The sequence below is a fragment of the uncultured Martelella sp. genome, assembly GCF_963677965.2.
GTDB lineage: Bacteria > Pseudomonadota > Alphaproteobacteria > Rhizobiales > Rhizobiaceae > Martelella > Martelella mangrovi.
The window spans coordinates 1,569,841-1,589,630 of sequence record NZ_CAXXFM010000001.1 but is presented as its reverse complement, the minus strand read 5'-3'; the positions used below and the strand labels follow the sequence as shown (position 1 = coordinate 1,589,630).

The window sequence follows — 19,790 nt, the reverse complement described above, 5'->3', positions numbered from 1 at the left end:
GATGGCACAAAGAAAATCCGGAAAAAATGTGGATGCGGCAACGGGCAACGGTGACAGGAAAGCACTGCTTGCCGAGCCGCGCCGGCTCAAGATCATGGAATGGCTGCAGGAGGAAGGCAGTGCGCGCGTGCGCGATCTTTCGGTTGCTTTCGAAGTCTCCGAGGCCACCGTCCGTCAGGACCTCGAACGGCTGGAAAATGAGGGGCATATCGTTCGGGAGCATGGCGGCGCCTATCTCAAGACCATGCCGCAGCAGGTGCAGACCCTTTCGCTTCAGCATCACGATCACATGGTCGAAAAAGCCGCGATCGGCCGGGTTGCCGCCGGGCTGGTGAAAGACGGTGAGACAGTTATTCTGGATGCCGGCTCGACAACCACGGCCACGGCCGAAAACCTGTTGAAACACAAGGACCTGACGGTTATCACCAATGCGCTGAACATCGCGCTGATGCTCGGCAGCGTGCCGGGCTTTACCGTTCATATGCCGGGCGGACAGTTCAAGGCGCCGACCCTTTCGCTCAGCGGTGACAAGTCGGTCGAATACTTCCGCGACATCTTTGCCAACAGGCTGTTTCTGGCAACAGCCGGGGTCGGTATCGAGACGGGACTGACCTATCCGAGCTTTGCCGATCTTCAGCTCAAGGAAGCGATGATACGGGCCGCCTCACGGGTCTATCTTGTCGCCGATTCCTCCAAGATCAACCGCGCCTCTTTCACCCGCCTGGGCGCGCTGGACATGATCCATTCGTTTGTGACCGATGCCGGCATCAGCGACAAGGATGCGCAGGCGCTGGAGCGCCACGGCATCGAAATCATCATCGCCTGATCCATTCATTTTCGTCTGTTTTGCCTGCGTAAACCCGTGGCGCGTTGTCGCGGCGGGTGTTCGCGTCGATTCCCGTGTCCGCTTTTCAGAGCGTCCCGGCGGTATGGCGACCGCAAAAATCAAAAAAAATAATAGGAAAACAAAAAAATATTGACAGTTATCGAAAGTTCGCCATGATAATCGTCATTAATCGAAAATAGTTGAAGCCTTGGGAGGAGAACATGGCGAAACTGTCTATTCGTGCGGCGCTGATGGCCGGCGCGGCTGTTGCGGGTCTGGGGGCAGGTGCAGCGCAGGCGCAGGAGGAGAAACTGACGATCTGGACGATCGCCTACACGTCCGATGCGCAGGTACAGGCGCTTATGAATGCCGCGACGGGCTTTGAGGAGACTCATCCGGGCGTGGATGTCGAGATCGTTCAGCGCGGTATCGACGAACACAAGACCGCGCTCAGGGTTGCCGCGGGCGCCTCCACCGGCCCCGACATCTATATGAGTTGGGCCGGGCTTGGTCTCGGCGGTGAATATGTTGCTGCCGGTCTCAGTGCCGATATTTCGAAATATTACGAACAGTATGGCTGGGCCGACCGCCTGTCTGCGCCGTCTCTGGCCTTTGCCAGCCAGTTCGGCGAGGGCATGCACGGCATTCCTTTCCGCTTTTCCGGCGAGGCGATCTACTACAACAAGACGCTCTTTGAGGAAGCGGGCATCGAAAGCGAGCCGCAGACCTATGACGAGCTGGTCGCCGCGGCCCAGAAGCTGGCGGATGCCGGCATCCCGGCCTTCACCTTCGGCGGAACGGTCAACTGGCACCTGATGCGCCTCATGGACAACCTGCTGGAAACCGAATGTGGCGCCGAAACGCATGACGCGCTGATGGCCATGGAGCTCAACTGGGCGGAGACGGCCTGTGCGACCGACGCATTTTCGGAAATGCAGATGTGGGCACAGAATTACATCCTGTCTCCCTTCATGGGCATCGACCAGGCGCAGTCCTTCAACCTCTACGTTGCCGGTCGCGCGGCCATGATGCTGGAGGGTGACTGGCTGGTGAACCAGCTGAACGAAGTCACCGATATTGCCGATTACGACGTGTTCCCGTTCCCGACCGGGACCGACCGGCTCTATGGCTTCGCCGAATATTTCTACATTTCGACCAAGACTGACGATCCTGATCTGGCGGCGGAGTTCTTCGACTTCTTCACCTCCGATGACTATCAGGAACAGGTCAAGGGCACGTTCGGCGCCATATCGGTGAACATGAATGTCGACCTCGACGCCGATGCGCTGCCGATCGAACAACAGTGGTACGACATTTTCGCCAATGCCAAAGGCACGTTCGTGAATGGCGACCAGGCGTTTCCGCTGGATGTCACCACCGAATATTTCCGCGTCATCAACGACGTGGCATCGGGCAATATGGAGCCCTCGGAAGCTGCCGGAGAAATGCAGACCTTCATCAACAATCGCGGCTGATGTCCTCCTGTCGCAGTTGACAGCCGGCCGGGCCGAAAAGGTCCGGCCGGTCTGCCCCGTGCCGGTGAAACAATGCCGCTTTGAGGATGTGGAAACATGAACCTGAAGAATATGCTGCACGATCCGCGCTATCAGGCGTTCGTCCTGTTGGGGCCCGCGCTGATCATCTATGCGGTTTTTGCAATCTACCCGATGATCGACGTGATCATCCTGAGCTTCCAGCGCTGGAACGGGCTGGACCCGAACCGGGAATGGGTGGGGCTCGCCAATTACCAGCACATCTTCACCCGCGATCCGGTGTTCTGGGTGGCCTTCCGCAATACGGTGATCTGGACCGTTCTTTCGGTCATCTTTCCGCCGATGATCGGCCTGTTGCTGGCGCTCGGGCTCAACCAGAAGATTTTCGCCCGCGGCAGCCTGCGTGCGCTTTACTATCTGCCCGTCATCATCGCGCCGATTGCGGTCGCCACCATGTGGCGCTGGATGTACGACCCCTTCTTCGGCCTGTTCAACCAGCTTTTGACCGCGTGGGGCATGCGGGGCCTGATCCAGGACTGGTTGGGCGACCGCGATATCGCGCTCTATTCCGTTTTCGTTGCCTATGTCTGGCAGTCTGTCGGCTTTTCCATGGTGCTGTTTCTCGCCGGTCTTCAGGGCGTTTCGAAATCGCTCGTCGAGGCGGCGCTGATCGATGGCGCCAGCCGCTGGCAGGTGTTTCGCTTCGTCACCCTGCCCGCACTTCAGGCAACGATGACCATCGTGCTGGTTCTGTCGCTGATCAATTCGCTCAAGGCCTTCGACATCATTTACGGCATGACCGGCGGCGGGCCGGCGCAATCGACGCAGATGCTGGCATTGTGGGCGTTTACCCAGGCCATGCAGATTTTCGACTTCGGCCGGGGCGGTGCGATCTCGGTGGTTCTTCTGGTGATCACCATGGTGATCGTCGTGCCCTACATGAACTGGTCGCGCAAGCGTGAGGAGGCGGCGCAATGACGGCAGAAACGATGGTTGCCGACCGCAAGGACGATGTTTCGAAAGCCGTGGCGATGAAGCCGGCCCGCGATCCCGTTCTGATCGCGCTGTGGATCTGTCTGGTTGCCGTTGCCGTGATCTGGGTGGCGCCGTTCGTCTTCATTGTTTTCACTTCGCTGAAAACGTCCAAGGATGTGATGATGACGGGGGCATTCAGCTTTCCCTCGTCTCTGGAATTCGCGAACTACACCAATGCCTGGGGGCGGGGGAATTTTGCGACCACATTCTTCAACAGCGTGATCATCTCGGTCATCAAGGTGCCGCTCGGCATCTTCTTTTCGGCCATGGCCGCCTATGCGATTTCGCGCATCGAGGTCGGGTTCAACAAGTTTCTGCTGATGCTTGTCCTGTTCGGCACCATGATCCCGTTTCAGGTCATGCTGGCGCCGCTGTTCACGCTGGTGAACCGGTTTGGCCTTGTCGATACCTATGCCGGCGTCATCCTGCCCTATATCGCCTTCGGCGTGCCCTATCAGGTGTTCATCCTGCACGGGTTCTTCAAATCCGTGCCGAAGGAGCTGAGCGAGGCCGCGCGCATCGACGGGGCATCGCATTTCACCATCTTCCGGCGCATCTTCCTGCCGATTTCGATCCCGGCGCTGTCGGCGCTGTTCATTCTCGATTTCGTCAACACATGGAACGAGTTCGCCATGGCGCTCGTGCTGTTGCAGGACCAGGGCATGTGGACGCTGCCGCTCGGACTGATGAGCTTTCAGGGGCAGTTTTCCAGCGATTACGGCCAGCTCAATGCGGCCATCGTCATGACCGTCCTGCCGGCCACCATCGTCTATCTGATTTTCCAGCGCTATTTCGTCTCCGGACTGACATCCGGTGCGGTGAAGGGGTGAGGCTTCGCCGGCGCGCAACATGCAAGAATTGAGGAGTAACATGCAGTTTCCATCCAGCGTATCGAAGTGGTCCGTGTTCGAAGTCAGCCTTGAAGGCACCGAAACGGGCAATCCCTATCTCGATGTTGAACTGTCCGGCCGTTTCAGTCAGGCAAACCGCGTGGTGACGGTGCCCGGCTTTTATGACGGCGACGGTGTCTACAAGCTGCGGTTCATGCCGGACAGCGAGGGCGAATGGCAGTTCGAGACGGCATCCTCGGATGCAGCACTTGACGGCAAACAGGGGGCCTTTTCGGTCGGCTCGGCAGACGCCGGCAATCACGGTCCCGTGCGCGTTGCCCATCGCTACCACTTCGCCCATGAGGACGGCACGCCGTATTTCCCGCTCGGCACCACCTGCTATGCCTGGACGCATCAGCCGCTGGAAGAGCAGGCGAAAACGCTTGAGACCCTTGCGCAGACGAAGTTCAACAAGATGCGCATGTGCGTCTTCCCGAAAGACTATCCCTATAACCACAACGAGCCGCTCTATGATGTCTATCTGCCGCTGGCAGACGGCGAGGGCCAGGATTTCGACCGGCCGAATTTCGAAGCCTTCCGGCATTTCGAAAACCAGGTGAAGGCGCTCGGCGACATGGGCATCGTCGCCGATATCATCATCTTCCACCCCTATGACCGCTGGGGTTACTGCATGATGAGTGAGGCGCAGGATTTCCGGTACCTGAAATATCTCGTCGCCCGGCTTGCGGCCTATCACAATGTCTGGTGGTCGCTCGCCAACGAGTATGACTTCCTCATCGACGTCAAGCCGATGCAGCGCTGGGACCGGTTCTTCCATATCATCGAGGAAAACGACCCTTACCGGCACCCGAAATCGATCCATAATGGCGATCCCGATGCCAATTACGACCATCGCAAGCCCTGGGTCGATCATGTCTGCATCCAGAACTGGGATGTGAAGCGCACGGCCGACTGGCGCGCGGATTTCGGCAAACCGGTGGTCAATGACGAGCCGGAATATGAGGGCAATCTGGTTCAGAGCTGGGGCAGCATCACCGCGGAAGAACTGGTGCACCGCTTCTGGATCACCGTGATGCGCGGCGGCTATGCCGGCCACGGCGAAACCTATGTGCAGCCCGACGACCGTCTCTGGTGGGCGAAGGGCGGCGTGCTGCATGGCGAAAGCTACAAGCGCATCGGCTTCCTTCTCGACATCATTAGCGAAGACGTGACCACCGGCCTGACGCCGCTTGGCCCGACCCCGCTCGGCTTTCCCTGGAACCGTGTTTCCGGCGCCGGCGACGAGAATGTCACCTACATCTATTTCGGCGAACACCAGCCGGTGATCTGGTCGTCGGGTTTTCCGCTGGAAGACGGCGATTACGAGATCGACATTATCGATACCTGGAACATGACGGTGACGCCGGCAAAGAAGGTGCCCGCGCCCGTCCCGCATCCGACCCGCCATGGCTCGGTGGTGCGCGGCGGCGTGGCCGATGCCGCCTTCGGCGTGGAATTGCCCGGAAAACCCTATCTCGCCGTCCGCGTCAGACCGCGCGGCAAGAAAATCGCTTAACAGGGAGCGCAGCTTATGGCTTCAGTTGAAATCAGGGACGTTCGCAAATCCTATGGCGCCGTGGATGTCATCCACGGTGTCTCGGTCGACATCGCGCATGGCGAGTTCGTCATCCTCGTCGGGCCGTCCGGCTGCGGCAAGTCCACGCTTTTGCGGATGATCGCCGGTCTGGAAACGATTACCGGCGGCGAGATCGCCATTGAAGACAGGGTGGTCAACAACCTCCAGCCCAAGGCCCGCGATATTGCCATGGTGTTCCAGAACTATGCGCTCTATCCGCAGATGACGGTCGCCCAGAACATGGGCTTTTCGCTGGAGCTTCAGGGCGCGAAGAAAGACGAGATCAGGACCAAGGTCGGCGAGGCGGCTGCCATTCTCGGGCTGGAACCTTTGCTGGAACGCAAGCCGGCCCAGCTTTCCGGCGGCCAGCGCCAGCGCGTCGCCATGGGTCGCGCCATCGTGCGGGACCCGAAGGTGTTCCTGTTCGACGAGCCGCTTTCCAATCTCGATGCCAAGCTCAGGGTGCAGATGCGTTCCGAAATCAAGGCGCTGCACCAGCGTCTCGGCTCCACCATCGTCTATGTCACCCACGACCAGATCGAGGCGATGACGATGGCCGACAAGATCGTGGTGCTGCAGGGCGGCTATATCGAGCAGGTCGGCGCACCGCTGGAGCTATACGACAATCCGCGCAACATGTTCGTGGCGGGCTTTCTCGGTTCGCCGGCGATGAACTTCATCCACGGCACGATCGCCGAAGATGGCGGGCCCGCGCTTCGCCTGCCGTCCGGCCTGCGCATCCCGCTGAGCCGGGTGCCCGCAGGCTGGCAGGGCCGCGACGTCGTGCTCGGCATCCGGCCGGAGGACATTGCGCTCGGCGGCCCGGATGATGTCAGCGCGGAAGTCGAGTTGATCGAGCCGACCGGCTCGGAAACCCATCTGAACGCTGGCCTTGATGGCAAGGAACTCGTCTGCGTCTTCCGCGAGCGCGTCGACCACAATCCGGGCGAACAGATAAGACTGTCCTTTGCGACGGACTCCGTGCATTTCTTCGATCCCGAAACGGAACTGCGGATTACGGAGGATGTAGGGCAGGTGACGGAGATGACCGGCGCCTGAGATGAACCTCAAGGGGCATGTGCCGCTGGCTGGTGAAGGCGCTAACCGGTGGTCTGGCGTGGCTCTTCGAAACGTGGCGCCACGTCACGGCTCCAGTAGGCGGCATCGTCGTGGAGAACCGTTCGGGCCTTTTCGTAGTCGCCCGCCACCATTGCACTCCAGAACTTTCGCTGGGTGTCGATAATGCGATGCATGCGCTCCACCGTATGTTCAGGGTGGAGCAGGGCGGACACGATAAAAAAGTGGCGATGCAGGGACTGGATCTGGCCTGCAAGGAAACGGTTGTTCAGGTGTGCGGACATCCGAGTGCGGAACGCAAGCAGGCTGTTTGCAAATTCGAGCTTTCCGCTGGTATCGATCGTGTCGATGTCGGCCAGGATTTCGGCGTAAAGCGTTGTATCGCTGTGTGTCCTGAAATCTTCAATCATGGCCTGGTCCAGCCATTGCTTGGCCTCATAGAGGTCGCTGATTTCCTTGGGCGTATAGTCGGTGACGTAAAATCCCTGCCGGGGCCGGCTGATCAGGACGCCCAGTCCCTCAAGCTCGCGGGCGGCCTCGCGCACCGGTCCGCGGCTGACCCCGAAACTCTCTGCCAGATGCACTTCGTTCAGCCGTTGTCCGGGTTTCAGGATTCCGGCTGCGATCAACTGCATCAGTTCTTCGCCGATCCGCTCGGACAGTCTGACGGATGAGATTTGTATATTTTTTATCAATGTCATTTTCCTGCTGTCCCTAGCTTGCGCTGACACGCGTGTTCACGTCAATGCAATGACCAAAAATTGGCTTTCAGTCAACTGTTGACAGTTTTATGAGCCACTCATATAGTTTTCAAAAAAAAGAGTTCGAACGCCTGGTTCGGACGCTGTGTGTGGAATTGGTGCTCTCCTTGTTCCGGCTGCATCCTGTCTCCGCAAAAGCCTGCCATGCAACTGCAAATGGCAGGTCGGTTTTGCGAAGAAGGTCATGCCTGCCCAAGGCCCAGAACCATGTCCCGATTGCGCAGGTCATGACCGGGGGAACATGCACAATCGGTAATGCACATTTCCGAAATGGCGCGGAATTTCGGCATCCGTCCCCATGACGAAAGTGCAAGTGAGGCACGCGCGCTTCGGCAACCTGCCTCAAGCCTGTCCTGCAACATGACCAGAAGCAGCAGGTGACAACATGGAGACACACACGATGAAAAGACGTGATTTCAATACCATGCTTCTGTCAGGGCTGGCTGCGGCCGGTGCGGCGTCCGTGACCAATCCCTGGGGCGACGGGATGGCTTATGCGCAGACCGAAAGCGGCGGGCTGACGGCGCTCCTGACGCCGGAACCGCCGCTTATTGTCCTGCCGCTCAACCAGCAACAATCAACACTCGTCGTCGGCACAAAGATCTATGAAGGACTGCTGAGTTTCGATTTCGACCTTAACCCGCTGCCGCAACTGGCCGAAAGCTGGGACATCTCGGATGACGGCCTGATCTATACCTTCCATCTGCAAAAAGGCGTAACTTGGCATGACGGCGTGCCGTTTACCGCAGCCGATGTCGTGTTTTCCTGCCAGGTGATGCTGATGGAGCTTCACCCGCGCGCCCGTGGCAATTTCGAGCGTTGCGAAACCATCACGGCGCTTGACGATCATACGGTCGAATTCGTTCTGAAAGAGCCGTTCTCGCCGTTTCTCAAGGCCTTTGAATGCGGCTCCGCCCCGATTTGCCCGAAGCATATCTACGATGGCACCGATTACGCCAACAACCCGCATAATGACCGCCCGATCGGCACCGGACCGTTCCAGTTTTCCGAATGGGTCCGCGGATCGCATATTCATCTGGTCGCCAATCCGGATTACTACGTTGAAGGCCAGCCCGGCCTGAGCGAGATTTATTTCCGGATTGTGCCCGACGCTGCCTCGCGGTCGGTGGCCATGGAAACGGGAGAAGCCCAGCTTTCCTCCTGGAACGACGTGGAGATGTTCGATGTCGAGCGTCTGGCCAGCCTTCCGCATCTGACGAAAACCACCAAGGGTTATGAATTCTTCTCGCCGCTGGTGTGGTATGAGCCCAATTTGCGCAGGGAGCCGCTCAACGACGTGCGCTTCCGCAAGGCGATGATGCACCTGCTTGACCGGTCTTTCATCGTCGATCGGATCATGTTCGGACAAGCGCGTCCCGCCCGGGGGCCCCTGAGTTCGACCACGCCGTTTTACGAACCGGACCTGCCGGAATACGCTGTCGACGTGGCGCAGGCAAACGCGCTTCTCGACGAGATGGGGCTGGAGCCGGACGGCAGCGGAGTGCGCGTCACGATCGATTTTCTGGTGGCGCCCGCAGGCGAGATGTGGATCCGGTTGGCCGAATATTTCCGTCAGGCGCTGTCGGCCGGCGGCATTAACGTCAATCTGGTTTCGACCGACATGGCCGGCTGGGGCCAGTCGGTGGCGAACTGGGATTACGACATAACCGCCAACCTGCTCTTCCAGAATGCCGATCCGGCGCTGGGTGTGGCGCGCAGCTATATCAGCAGCAACATCCGCAAGGGCGTGCTGTTTACCAACACGGAGGGGTATGACAACCCCGAGGTGGACCGTCTTTTCGCCGAGGCCGCCGTTGCGGTGGACCCGGCAAGGCGACAGGAGCTGTATTCTGACGTTCAGCGGATTCTTGTCGACGAACTTCCCGTTCTTTGGATGGCCGAACAACGCTATCCGACCATCTATGACAACCGACTGTCCGATCTGGTCGTGACCGGCACGGGCGTTAACGGCAATTTCGCTGCGGCGCGCTACCTCTGATGCCTGTTTTGATGCGCCTTATGGCAAAACTGGCGGGGATTGCTTTCGCAATCCTCGTCATAGCCACCATCAATTTCACACTGGTGCATTCGGCGCCCGGAGACCCGGCATTGGTCATTGCCGGACAGTCCGGCGCAACGGATGCCGAATTCATTGACAATATCCGTCGGGATTACGGGCTCGATCAGCCATGGTTCGTGCAATATGCGAACTATATCAAAAAGGTCGTCACTCTCGATCTGGGCTACTCGATTCGGCAGCGGGCCGATGTCAGCACTCTGATCATGGAGCGGTTGGGGCCGACCCTGCTTTTGACGATTTCGGCCTTCCTGCTGTCTCTGATCGGGGGCGTCGTCTTCGGGGCATTCGCCGGGTTGCGACAGGGCAGCTGGCGGGATCTGGCGATCTCGCTTGTGGCGCTGATCCTCTATGCCACGCCGGTGTTCTGGCTGGGGCTGATGCTGGTTCTGGTGTTCTCGATCAATCTCGGATGGCTTCCGGCCTTCGGATATGTCGACATCCGTGCGGCGGGTTTCGGCCCCTGGCACTATGCGCTGGATGTTGCGCGCCATCTCGTCCTGCCCGCGGTGACACTCTCGGCAATCTACATGGCGGTCTATACCCGTCTCATGCGCGCCTCGCTGATCGAGGTCAGTCATGAAGACCATGTGAAAACCGCCCGCGCCAAGGGGTTGAGCGAAGGCCGTATCCTGCGCGGCCACATGCTGCGCAATGCAGCCGGGCCGGTGGTGACCTTTGCCGGGCTTCAGGCCGGGGCTCTCATTGGCGGTGCCGTGGTTGTGGAAACGGTCTTTTCCTGGCCCGGGCTGGGGCGGCTGACCTTCGATTCCGTAACGGCGCGCGACTATCCGGTCCTTCTGGGGCTGTTCCTCGTGATGTCGGTTCTCGTGATCGTGATCAACCTTTTGACCGACCTGATTCACCGTCTGGTCGATCCGCGCATCGGGGCACAATAGGAGGCACGCCATGTCAGACGTTTTCAAAACCTTTCTGCGGCGGCCGGCAGGCGCCGTCGGGCTTCTGCTCCTGACCCTGGTTATATTGATGGCTGTGTTCGCATCGGTCCTTTATCCGGGCTCGCCCTGGGACATGTCGAGCATCCCCTTCAGCCGCCCCGGCGAAAACGGCATGCTGATGGGCAGCGATACCATGGGCCGCAACATTGCGGCGGGCGTGGTTCACGGCGCGCGTATCTCGATGGTGATCGGCGTGGCCTCGACCCTGACGGCCCTCCTGATTGGCGTCACGCTCGGCTGCGTTGCCGGTTATGCCGGCGGTTTCGTGGATGCGGCCATCGTGCGCTTCACCGAGGTTTTCCAGACCATTCCGAATTTCGTTCTGGCGATCCTGCTGGTGGCCATCCTCACCCCGTCGATCGGGACCATCATCCTGGCCATCGGTCTGGTCAGCTGGCCGCCGCTGGCGCGGTTGACCCGGGCGCAGGTGCAAGCCGTCTCGCAGCGTGAGTTCGTTCAGGCCGCGCGCTGTCAGGGCCAGTCGACCCTGTCGGTGGTTGTCCGTCATGTGCTGCCTAATGCGGTGTCTCCGATCATCGTGCTGGGCGCGATGACGGTGGCCGCGGCCATCCTGATCGAGGCTGCGCTGTCGTTCATGGGGCTGGGTGATCCCAACTACATGAGCTGGGGCTACATGATCGGCGCGGGCCGCACCGTCATCCGGCAGGCCTGGTGGATGAGCGTGTTTCCCGGATTGGCCATCCTGATCACGGTCATTGCGATCAATCTGGTCGGCGAAGCCCTGAATGACGCCCTGAACCCGAGGATTTCACGCGCATGACACATCCGCTTCTGACGATTGAGGACCTGGTCCTGGCCTTGCCGGAAAGCGCCGATCGCGCCAATGCGGTGGACGGGATCAGCCTGGAGATCAATGCCAACGAGATCGTATGCCTGGTCGGAGAAAGCGGTTCGGGCAAATCGATGACGGCGCATGCCATCCTGGGCCTGCTGCCGCCAAAGGTGACGGCGAACAGCGGCCATATCCGGTTTCACGGCGACGATCTGCTGCGCCTGCCGGAAAAGCGGATGCGCGGGCTGCGCGGCGGCGAGATCGCGATGATCTTTCAGGAGCCGATGACCGCGCTCAATCCGCTGGCGCAGGTGGGCAAACAGGTGGCCGAGACCATCCGCACCCATGATCCTTCGCTGCCGGCAAAAGCGGTTTCCAGGCGGGTGCAGGAACTGTTCGAACAGGTCGGGCTGCCGGATCCGAAATCGCTGGCACGGGCCTATCCGTTCCAGCTTTCCGGCGGTCAGCGCCAACGCGTGATGATTGCCATTGCCCTGTCCAACAATCCGAAACTGCTGATTGCCGATGAGCCGACAACAGCTCTGGATGTGACCACGCAACGGCAGATCCTCGATCTGATCAAGTCGTTGCAGGCCGAACGAGGCATGGGCGTTCTGTTCATTACCCATGATATCGGCGTGGTCGCGGATATTGCCGACCGGGTGGCCGTATTGCGGCATGGACGCATCGTGGAACAGGGCGCGGCCGGTCAGGTTCTCCATGACCCGCGCGAGGACTATACCCGGATGCTGCTTGCCGCCGTGCCGGGGCGCGGCTCGGCAATGGCTGTCGCGTCGGATGCGCCGCCGCTTCTGGATATTCGCGGTTTGCAAAAAACCTTTTCCACCGGGTCCGGTTTCCTGTCATCCCGGCGCCGGGTCATGGCTGCGAAGTCTATCGATCTGCAGCTTGCGCGCGGCGATACGCTGGCGGTCGTTGGCGAGAGCGGTTCGGGAAAATCGACACTGGCGCGGATGGTTCTGCGGCTGATCGAACCCGATGCGGGTGAAATCCTGTTCGATGGCGTCGACGTGCGCGCCATGCGCCGGGAAGCCTTGCGCCAGTTCCGGCGCAAGGTCCAGATCGTGTTTCAGGATCCCTATGCCTCGCTCGATCCCCGGCTCAAGGTCGGGGAGAGCATCCTGCGCGGGCCGGCGTCTTTCGGAACCCCGCGCGAAGAGGCGCGGGCCATTGCCGAGAAATGGCTGGTGCGGGTTGGACTGGGCGCGGGGGCGCTGGATCGTTTCCCGCATGAATTTTCCGGCGGTCAGCGGCAGCGTATCTGCATTGCCCGCGCGCTGGCGCTCGATCCGACCTTCCTGATTGCCGATGAAGCGGTCTCCGCGCTGGACGTTTCGGTGCAGGCCCAGGTGCTGGACCTGCTGTCGGAACTGAAGGCCGAGATGAGCCTGACCATGCTGTTCATTACCCACGACCTGCGGGTCGCCCGCGAAATTGCCGACCATATCGTCGTGATGCAGCGCGGCGAGATCGTGGAAAAGGCCAGCGCGACGGAGGTATTCGCAAACCCGAAATCGGACTACACGCGCCGTTTGCTCGAAGCGGTGCCCGGCCGCGACTTTTTTGCCGACACCGAGACGGAACCGGTCGGGTGAGCGCAACGACCGAAACATCTGCGCGGCCCGTTTCCTGTCGGGCGGGCCGGCAGCCTTCTTTGAAACCCTCTACAAAAGGTTAGACAATGAGCGACGATCTCTGGCGCTGGAGCGCAGCTGATCTTGCCCGTGGCATTGCCGCAGGGCACTTCACCAGCGTTGAGGCCACCACGAGCGCGCTGGCGCGCATGGATGCCGTCAACCAGCCTCTCAATGCGGTTGTGGACCCGTTGCATGACGATGCAATGGCCGCAGCGCAAGCGGCGGATGACACCCTGCGCCGGACCGGCCCGCTCGGCCCGCTGCACGGCGTTCCGGTAACGGTCAAGATCAATGCAGATTACGGCGGGCGGGCGACCACCAACGGCGTGGTTGCCTATCGGAACCTGATCGCGCCCGAAGATGGCTCGGTGGTGCGCAATCTGAAAGCGTCCGGCGCCGTTATCATCGGCCGCACCAATACGCCGTGTTATTCGATGCGTGGTTTTACCAGCAACGATCTTCATGGCCAGACGCTCAACCCGCACAATCCGGCGATCACCGCGGGCGGATCGTCGGGCGGGGCAGGTGCCGCCACGGCCGCCGGTATCGGCGCGATGGGCCATGGCAACGATATCGGCGGGTCGATCCGCCACCCGGCGAACTGCAACGGCCTTTACGGATTGCGGCCCACAGCGGGCATGGCGCCGGCCTTCAATCCCAGCCAGGCTGCCGAACGATTCATCGTCTCGCAGATGGCTGCGGTTCAGGGGCCGCTGGCACGCTCCATGGAGGATATCCGGCTTGCAATGCAGGCGCTTTCGGCCCCGGACCCCCGCGATATCTGGCAAATACCCGCCGGCGACGAATATCGCGTGCCCGAACACGCGCCCTGCCGGGTCGCCATCCATGCCGAGACCGACGAAAGCGTTGTTGATCCGGAGGTTTCCGCTGCCATTCGCCACGCCGGCGAAATTCTCTCGGATGCCGGATATGATGTTGTCGAGGTCGCGCCGCCTTCACTGTGGGAGGCGATGGAATTCTGGCTGCTGCTGCTGGGCAACGAGATGCGCGCCGGGCTGGGCCTGCTGATGGAAGAGCACGGCGACTGGAAGATGAAACAGGCCTATCGGGTGCTGACGGACGGTATCCCCGAAATCTCCGATCGCGATGGCTTCCTCAAAGCCTATGCGCGCCGGTCGGCGTTGCTGCGGCAATGGCAGCTGTTCTTCGAGGAATATCCGCTTGTGGTGACAGCTGTGACCTGGACCAGACCAATGCCGGCCGAACACGACGTGTCCGAAGGGCTCGATTACGACTGGTTCCGTCGTGCGACCGCGCCGATGAGCGGGACGCCCACGCTGGGTCTGCCGGGGCTGGCTGCGCCGGTGAACACCGTGCCTGGACGTCCCATGGGGGTTCAGCTTCTGGCCGGGCGGCATCAGGATCATCGCCTGTTGCAGGCCGGCATTGTTCTGGAACGCGCCATCGGGCAGATCCTGCCGGTTGACCCGGTCTTGCCTGTCTGAACCGACCGGTCCCGTCGCGGCTGAGCGGCGGCGGGATCGACGAAGGCCGAACTGGGTTTTTCGCTGTGAGAGAAGTGGACGTGGCTGCGCTTTCAGCCGGCAGCGACTGCGTCGGCCACATAGATCGCGATCATGGTATCGAGATGAGCGCCGCCGCCATTCTTGTACAGGGTAATATCGCTGTCGGTTTCACGTCCGGCCTCGCCTGAAACCAGCGCGTAGAGATCGCCACGCACGCTGTCTTCTGAAATGATGCCGCTGGCGATGGGGATCGCGAGTTCCCCGATATGCCCGATCGTGCTGTCGCGGCTGTCCACGAACAGTCGGGCCCGCGCGATCAGATCGTCGTCGGCCTCGCGCATGTCGGCCTTGAAAGCGCCGATCAGGTCGACGTGGGTGCCGGGGCGCACCCATTCTCCCCGCAAAATGGGAGTGCGGGCCATGGTTGCCGTCGAAACGATATCGGCCGCGCCGACAGCGTCGGGCAGGTCGGCAACAGCACGGACGTCGTAGCCGTTGGCGCGCATTTCGGCGCACATGTCGTTTGCCTGCTTCGGCCGCCGGGTCCAGACCGAAATCGTCTCCAGACCCGGAAATACAGCGCTGTAGGCCTTGACCAGATTGCGGGCCAGTGTGCCGCCTCCGACAATCAGCAGGTGGCGGCTGTCGGGCCGAGCCAGAAGCCGGGCCCCCAGAACGGAGTCTCCGGCGGTCTTCAGTTCGGTGATGATCCGGGCGTCGATTATGGCAGTCAGGGTTCCGTGGACCGGTTCGAACACCATCATGGCCCCCTGTACCGTATCGAACCCCGCCTCTGGATTCCGGTCGAATACGGTGACGGCTTTCACACCGTAGCCGAGCCCCTCGATAAAGGCGGCCCGGGTCAAAAGGGTGCGGTCGGAAGGACCCTGAAACAGGTCGCCCAGCTTTGCCTTCGGCCGCGTATGCCCGTCACGCAAGGCTTCAATCGCTTCATGCCAGGAGACATGGGGGCGTGCGTCTTCGTAGGAAATGACGGTTTGCGTCATGGGGCGGGCCCTTCCGTCCTGTCTTGCGCCGGTCAGGCGATGGCGGCAACAATCATGAATTCGACACGATATTGCGGCGTCGCAAGCCTGGCCTCGCCGCAGGCGCGCGCCGGCGGGTTCTGCGGGTCGATCCATGCGTCCCAGACCGCATTCAGCGCGTCGAAATCGTCCATGTCGGCCAGCCAGATGGTTGCCGACAGGATCCGGGATTTGTCCGAACCGGCCTGGGCCAGCAGTCGTTCGACTTCGGCCAGGGCATTCCGGCTTTGTTCGGATACATCCGCACCGGCGCCGACCTGACCGGCAAGGTGTATGGTTCCGTTGTGGACAACAGCCTGGCTCATGCGCGGGCCGGGTGCGATACGGGTGATGGTCATGAAGGTCCTTTCATTTGTCTTTGATCTTGATTGCAATGATCCGTATCAGCCTGCCGGGGGAAGAACGCGGTTGACCAGTTCGACCCAGAAGGCAATGCCGTGACCCAATGCTCTGTCATCGAAGTCATAGGCGGGATTGTGCAGCGGCGCGCTGTCGCCATTGCCGATAAAAATATAAGCCCCGGGCACCGCACGCAGGAAAAAGCCGAAATCCTCCGAAGCCATTGCCGGTTTCAGATCCAGATGCACGTTTTCGAGCCCGGCGACCGCCCTCATGGCGTCTATCGCCAGATTGGTTTCGGTCGGGTGGTTTACGGTCGGCGGATAGGGTTCGCTCGGTGGACGTTCGACCGTCACGGTGCAGCCCTGCGCCTCGGCGGTCGCGGTGCAGATACGCTGGAGCTCGCTGAAGATCCGGGCCGACACGGTTTCGGAAAAACAGCGAAAATTGCAGCGCATGGTGACGGTGTCGGGAATGACGTTCCAGGCTTCGCCGCCGTGAATGGAGGTGATCGAGACAACGGCCTGATCGAACGGGCTGATGCTGCGGGATACGATCGTCTGCGCTGCCGTGACGATGGCGGCGGCGCACACCACCGGATCGCGTGCAAGCTCGGGCTTGGCAGCATGACCGCCTTCACCTTTCACCGTAATCAGCGCGCCGTCGGCCGAGGCCATGACCGGGCCATGGATGGCGGCGAAATGTCCAACGGGCAGGTCCGGCCAATTGTGCAGTGCATAGGCGCTCTTGACGGGCCAGCGTTTCAGCACGCCTTCCCGGATCATGACGTTCGCGCCGCCTTCTCCCTCTTCGGCGGGCTGGAAGCAGAAGATCAGCGTGCCGCTGAAATCACGGGTCTGCGCCAGATGGCAGGCGGCGCCGAGCAGCATCGCGGTGTGTCCGTCATGTCCGCAGGCATGCATGACCCCTTCGGTCTGTGAGGCATAGGGCGCGCCTGTTGCCTCTGTGATCGGCAGCGCATCCATATCGGCGCGCAGGAGAACCCGCGCATCGGCTTTTTCCGCCGGTCCGTCCTGACCGTGCAGAACGCCGATCACACCGGTTTTGGCAATGCCTTCGATCACCTCGTCGAACCCGAATCCCTGAAGCTGACGGGCGACGGTCTCCGCAGTGTGCGGCAGATCGAACATCAGTTCGGGCTGACGATGCAGTGCACGACGCAGCGCCACGAAATCGGGAAGGATCGATGCGATGGAAGGCGCAGTCTCTGTGGGCATGGTGTCCTCTGGTCTCAGTCGGGGTTCGGGGCGCAACAGACAGCCGGATAAACGCGACATTGCCGGATGCGGCCGGGGTCTGGCCGATCGAACAGCCCGGTTGTCGCCCGAAACCGGCTGGATCATGGCACCGTGAAGCGATATGTGTCAACTGTTGACAGTTTTTGAATTGCGTTCTATGCCCGTTTCTATACAATTATCGCAGGGAGTTCCGTCATGACGCAGGGCCAGCCAGGACCCTTCAGCATCGTTCCGTTCGTCAGCGTTGACGACATGATGAAGCTGACGCTCGACATCGGGATCGAGCAGATGCTGTACGATCTGGCGCAATGGATCGAACAGGACTTCCGGCGCTGGGAGCAGTTCGAGAAAACGCCCCGCGTGGCCGCCCATTCCGACGAAGGGGTGATCGAGCTCATGCCCACTTCGGACGGCGAGGCCTACGGCTTCAAATATGTCAACGGCCACCCCAAGAACACCCGCAGCGGGCGCCAGACGGTCACCGCCTTCGGGGTCTTGTCTGATGTCGAGAACGGTTATCCCGTTCTTCTGACCGAGATGACCCTGCTGACGGCTTTGCGCACAGCAGCGACATCGGCCATGGTCGCGCGTCATCTGATGCCCGAGGGCGCCAGCACCATGGCGATGATCGGCAATGGCGCACAGTCGGAATTCCAGTGTCTTGCCTTCAGGGCGGTGTGCGGCATCAAGCGCGTGCAGCTTTTCGACATCGACCCGGCGGCGACGGCAAAGGCGGTGCGCAATCTTGAGGCGCAAGGGCTCGATGTAGTCGGCTGCGCGTCGTCGCAGGAGGCCGTCGAGGGGGCTCAGATCATCACAACCTGTACCGCCGACAAGCAATATGCCACGATCCTGACCGATAACATGGTCGGCAACGGGGTACACATCAATGCCATGGCGGTGATTGCCCGGGAAAGACGGAATTGCACCGCGATATCCTGACCCGGTCCGAGATTTTTGTCGAATACCCGCCGCAGACCCGGATCGAGGGTGAGATCCAGCAACTGGCCGCCGATCATCCGGTCACCGAGATGTGGAAGGTGATCACCGGGCAGGCACCCGGGCGGACCTCGTCACGCCAGGTTACCCTGTTCGACAGCGTCGGTTTCGCCACCGAAGATTTCAGCGCCCTGCGCTATGTCCATGCCCAGCTGAAAACGCATCCCTATTACCAGAACCTCGACCTGCTCGCGGACCCGGACGATCCCCGTGACCTATTTGGCATGCTGATGCGCAAGCAGGCACAGTCTGGGGCGTCCTAGGGACATGGACAGCAGGGATTTGCACAATTCCGGCCTGTCGGCCGGCGATATCGCAGAATTGACCGCGTGGCGCCGGGATCTGCACCGCACGCCCGAACTGTCGGGCGAGGAGGCCCGGACCGCTGAAAAGGTTGTCGGGATGCTGGAGCCGAGCGAACCGGACCGGATACTGACCGGCATGGGTGGACATGGAGTGGCTGCGGTCTATGCCGGATCGAAACCCGGGCCCTCGGTTCTGCTGCGCTGTGAGCTGGATGCGCTTCCGATCGCGGAGCTGAACGACAACCTGCCGCACCGGTCCCAGGTGCCGGGAACGGCGCATCTGTGCGGGCATGACGGGCATATGGCCATGCTGGTTGCCACGGCGCGCTGGCTTGGCCGGAACCGGCCATCGCACGGGCGCGTGATCCTGCTTTTCCAGCCGGCCGAAGAAGACGGTTCCGGCGCGAAAAGGGTTATCGAAGACCCGCGGTTCTCTGAAATTCAGCCCGACTTTGCCTTTGCGCTGCATAACTGGCCGGGTTTGCCGCTCGGCCACGCAATCCTGTCGGAAGGACCGGCACATTGCGCCTCCCGCGGCATGAAGATCGTTCTGACCGGGCGCACCGCCCACGCCTCACAGCCTGAAACCGGCCTCTCTCCCGCCAGTGCGCTGGCACTGCTGATTGAAGATCTGGAAACGCTTTGTGCTGGCGAGGATGCGGCTTCGCCCGATTTTGCCCGTGCGAATGTGACCCATGCCCGGTTGGGCGAAGCGGGCTTCGGCACCACGCCCGGCGATGCCGAATTACATGTGACCCTGCGCACGCAAAAGGATGATGGCATGGCGCTGCTGGTGCAGCAGGCCGAAGACAGGGTAACGGCCGCCGCTGCGCGTTGGAACCTGCGGTCGGATATCAGCTATCACGATATTTTCCGTCATTGCGAAAACGCGCCGGAGGCTGTGCAGGTCTTCCGCAAGGCACTTGCAGCTGAAGATATTCCGCTTCATCCGGCAAATGGCCCGGTGCGTGGTTCGGAGGATTTCGGGCGGTTCGGCGATCATGCCAGATCGGCGCTGCTGCTGCTGGGGGCCGGCCTTGACACGCCCGATCTGCACAATCCGGATTTCGATTTTCCCGATGAACTGATCCCGGTTGGCGCACGCCTGTTTGCGCAGATCGTAACCAGCCTGCTGGATTAAGGGGCAACGGTTCGGCCGTCGGATCGTGTTTCGTGCATAGATGGCGGTGTTGTTCCGGAAAAGAGACTT

General features: G+C 60.9%; 16 protein-coding genes and 1 pseudogene. 13 read left to right on the top strand and 4 right to left on the bottom strand.

Translation table 11 applies throughout. From position 1 onward, the window contains the following. Position 1 precedes the first annotated feature (1 nt). From ACHZCU_RS07515 to ACHZCU_RS07490, 6 genes are all read left to right on the top strand, one after another. The gene (locus ACHZCU_RS07515) at positions 2 to 826 is read left to right on the top strand and encodes a DeoR/GlpR family DNA-binding transcription regulator (RefSeq protein ID WP_319518275.1); all 825 of its coding nucleotides are present in this window, start codon (positions 2 to 4) and stop codon (positions 824 to 826) included. 221 nt (positions 827 to 1,047) lie between these two features. Beyond that, positions 1,048 to 2,301, top strand: coding sequence for an extracellular solute-binding protein (locus tag ACHZCU_RS07510; protein ID WP_106306923.1), 1,254 nt, complete (start codon positions 1,048 to 1,050; stop codon positions 2,299 to 2,301). A 96-nt stretch (positions 2,302 to 2,397) separates the two neighbouring features. After that, positions 2,398 to 3,297: a sugar ABC transporter permease gene (locus ACHZCU_RS07505; RefSeq protein ID WP_319518274.1), complete on the top strand. Its 900-nt coding sequence runs from the start codon at positions 2,398 to 2,400 to the stop codon at positions 3,295 to 3,297. Between the two features lie 11 nt (positions 3,298 to 3,308). After that, positions 3,309 to 4,184 carry a carbohydrate ABC transporter permease gene (locus ACHZCU_RS07500; RefSeq protein ID WP_319519761.1) on the top strand — a complete coding sequence of 292 codons (876 nt, stop codon included), beginning with the start codon at positions 3,309 to 3,311 and terminating at the stop codon, positions 4,182 to 4,184. Between the two features lie 40 nt (positions 4,185 to 4,224). Continuing rightward, entirely contained in the window at positions 4,225 to 5,760 is a 1,536-nt protein-coding gene (locus ACHZCU_RS07495; protein WP_319518273.1) for a DUF5060 domain-containing protein, read from the top strand. Between the two features lie 15 nt (positions 5,761 to 5,775). After that, the gene (locus ACHZCU_RS07490) at positions 5,776 to 6,879 is read left to right on the top strand and encodes a sn-glycerol-3-phosphate ABC transporter ATP-binding protein UgpC (protein WP_319518272.1); all 1,104 of its coding nucleotides are present in this window, start codon (positions 5,776 to 5,778) and stop codon (positions 6,877 to 6,879) included. Positions 6,880 to 6,920: 41 nt separating this feature from the next. On the opposite strand, the gene ACHZCU_RS07485 is transcribed toward ACHZCU_RS07490, so the two are convergent. Then, positions 6,921 to 7,598 (bottom strand): GntR family transcriptional regulator, encoded by a 678-nt coding sequence (locus tag ACHZCU_RS07485; RefSeq protein WP_106306933.1) that lies wholly within the window; start codon positions 7,596 to 7,598, stop codon positions 6,921 to 6,923. A gap of 460 nt (positions 7,599 to 8,058) precedes the next feature. On the opposite strand from ACHZCU_RS07485, the gene ACHZCU_RS07480 reads away from it, so the two are divergent. The 5 genes from ACHZCU_RS07480 (at position 8,059) to ACHZCU_RS07460 (ending at position 14,611) form a co-directional block, all read left to right on the top strand. Further along, a complete protein-coding gene (locus tag ACHZCU_RS07480; RefSeq protein ID WP_319518271.1) occupies positions 8,059 to 9,657 on the top strand; it encodes an ABC transporter substrate-binding protein in 1,599 nt (532 codons plus the stop codon). A 20-nt stretch (positions 9,658 to 9,677) separates the two neighbouring features. Continuing rightward, the gene (locus ACHZCU_RS07475) at positions 9,678 to 10,634 is read left to right on the top strand and encodes an ABC transporter permease (protein ID WP_319518270.1); all 957 of its coding nucleotides are present in this window, start codon (positions 9,678 to 9,680) and stop codon (positions 10,632 to 10,634) included. A gap of 10 nt (positions 10,635 to 10,644) precedes the next feature. After that, complete coding sequence (locus ACHZCU_RS07470; protein ID WP_319518269.1) at positions 10,645 to 11,475, top strand: ABC transporter permease; 831 nt, start codon at positions 10,645 to 10,647, stop codon at positions 11,473 to 11,475. Further along, complete coding sequence (locus tag ACHZCU_RS07465; RefSeq protein WP_319518268.1) at positions 11,472 to 13,103, top strand: ABC transporter ATP-binding protein; 1,632 nt, start codon at positions 11,472 to 11,474, stop codon at positions 13,101 to 13,103. The genes ACHZCU_RS07470 and ACHZCU_RS07465 overlap by 4 nt, the downstream gene beginning before the upstream one ends. An 86-nt stretch (positions 13,104 to 13,189) precedes the next feature. Further along, a complete protein-coding gene (locus ACHZCU_RS07460; RefSeq protein ID WP_319518267.1) occupies positions 13,190 to 14,611 on the top strand; it encodes an amidase in 1,422 nt (473 codons plus the stop codon). Positions 14,612 to 14,703: 92 nt separating this feature from the next. On the opposite strand, the gene ACHZCU_RS07455 is transcribed toward ACHZCU_RS07460, so the two are convergent. From ACHZCU_RS07455 to ACHZCU_RS07445, 3 genes are read right to left on the bottom strand one after another with little or no spacing between them, the layout of a single operon-like run. After that, positions 14,704 to 15,639 (bottom strand): ornithine cyclodeaminase, encoded by a 936-nt coding sequence (locus tag ACHZCU_RS07455; RefSeq protein WP_319518266.1) that lies wholly within the window; start codon positions 15,637 to 15,639, stop codon positions 14,704 to 14,706. Positions 15,640 to 15,671: 32 nt separating this feature from the next. Continuing rightward, positions 15,672 to 16,016, bottom strand: a complete 345-nt coding sequence (locus tag ACHZCU_RS07450) for a RidA family protein (RefSeq protein ID WP_106306954.1) — start codon at positions 16,014 to 16,016, stop codon at positions 15,672 to 15,674. A 45-nt stretch (positions 16,017 to 16,061) separates the two neighbouring features. Beyond that, positions 16,062 to 17,255: a M20 aminoacylase family protein gene (locus tag ACHZCU_RS07445; RefSeq protein ID WP_319518265.1), complete on the bottom strand. Its 1,194-nt coding sequence runs from the start codon at positions 17,253 to 17,255 to the stop codon at positions 16,062 to 16,064. A gap of 216 nt (positions 17,256 to 17,471) precedes the next feature. Between ACHZCU_RS07445 and ACHZCU_RS07440 the strand changes: the two are divergent. Together ACHZCU_RS07440 and ACHZCU_RS07435 are read left to right on the top strand one after the other, a co-directional pair. Beyond that, positions 17,472 to 18,538 (top strand): annotated as a pseudogene (locus ACHZCU_RS07440) (ornithine cyclodeaminase). Positions 18,539 to 18,542: 4 nt separating this feature from the next. Beyond that, positions 18,543 to 19,721 carry an amidohydrolase gene (locus ACHZCU_RS07435; RefSeq protein ID WP_319518264.1) on the top strand — a complete coding sequence of 393 codons (1,179 nt, stop codon included), beginning with the start codon at positions 18,543 to 18,545 and terminating at the stop codon, positions 19,719 to 19,721. Positions 19,722 to 19,790: the final 69 nt, after the last annotated feature.

Excerpts from the sequence above, each read along its gene's own strand:
- ACHZCU_RS07455 (WP_319518266.1), bottom strand. The coding sequence starts at position 15,639 with ATGACGCAAACCGTCATTTCCTACGAAGACGCACGCCCCCATGTCTCC.
- ACHZCU_RS07470 (WP_319518269.1), top strand. The coding sequence starts at position 10,645 with ATGTCAGACGTTTTCAAAACCTTTCTGCGGCGGCCGGCAGGCGCCGTC.
- ACHZCU_RS07495 (WP_319518273.1), top strand. The coding sequence starts at position 4,225 with ATGCAGTTTCCATCCAGCGTATCGAAGTGGTCCGTGTTCGAAGTCAGC.
- ACHZCU_RS07460 (WP_319518267.1), top strand. The coding sequence starts at position 13,190 with ATGAGCGACGATCTCTGGCGCTGGAGCGCAGCTGATCTTGCCCGTGGC.
- ACHZCU_RS07475 (WP_319518270.1), top strand. The coding sequence starts at position 9,678 with ATGGCAAAACTGGCGGGGATTGCTTTCGCAATCCTCGTCATAGCCACC.
- ACHZCU_RS07490 (WP_319518272.1), top strand. The coding sequence starts at position 5,776 with ATGGCTTCAGTTGAAATCAGGGACGTTCGCAAATCCTATGGCGCCGTG.
- ACHZCU_RS07480 (WP_319518271.1), top strand. The coding sequence starts at position 8,059 with ATGAAAAGACGTGATTTCAATACCATGCTTCTGTCAGGGCTGGCTGCG.
- ACHZCU_RS07515 (WP_319518275.1), top strand. The coding sequence starts at position 2 with ATGGCACAAAGAAAATCCGGAAAAAATGTGGATGCGGCAACGGGCAAC.
- ACHZCU_RS07485 (WP_106306933.1), bottom strand. The coding sequence starts at position 7,598 with ATGACATTGATAAAAAATATACAAATCTCATCCGTCAGACTGTCCGAG.
- ACHZCU_RS07505 (WP_319518274.1), top strand. The coding sequence starts at position 2,398 with ATGAACCTGAAGAATATGCTGCACGATCCGCGCTATCAGGCGTTCGTC.
- ACHZCU_RS07445 (WP_319518265.1), bottom strand. The coding sequence starts at position 17,255 with ATGCCCACAGAGACTGCGCCTTCCATCGCATCGATCCTTCCCGATTTC.
- ACHZCU_RS07500 (WP_319519761.1), top strand. The coding sequence starts at position 3,309 with ATGGTTGCCGACCGCAAGGACGATGTTTCGAAAGCCGTGGCGATGAAG.
- ACHZCU_RS07510 (WP_106306923.1), top strand. The coding sequence starts at position 1,048 with ATGGCGAAACTGTCTATTCGTGCGGCGCTGATGGCCGGCGCGGCTGTT.
- ACHZCU_RS07465 (WP_319518268.1), top strand. The coding sequence starts at position 11,472 with ATGACACATCCGCTTCTGACGATTGAGGACCTGGTCCTGGCCTTGCCG.
- ACHZCU_RS07435 (WP_319518264.1), top strand. The coding sequence starts at position 18,543 with ATGGACAGCAGGGATTTGCACAATTCCGGCCTGTCGGCCGGCGATATC.
- ACHZCU_RS07450 (WP_106306954.1), bottom strand. The coding sequence starts at position 16,016 with ATGACCATCACCCGTATCGCACCCGGCCCGCGCATGAGCCAGGCTGTT.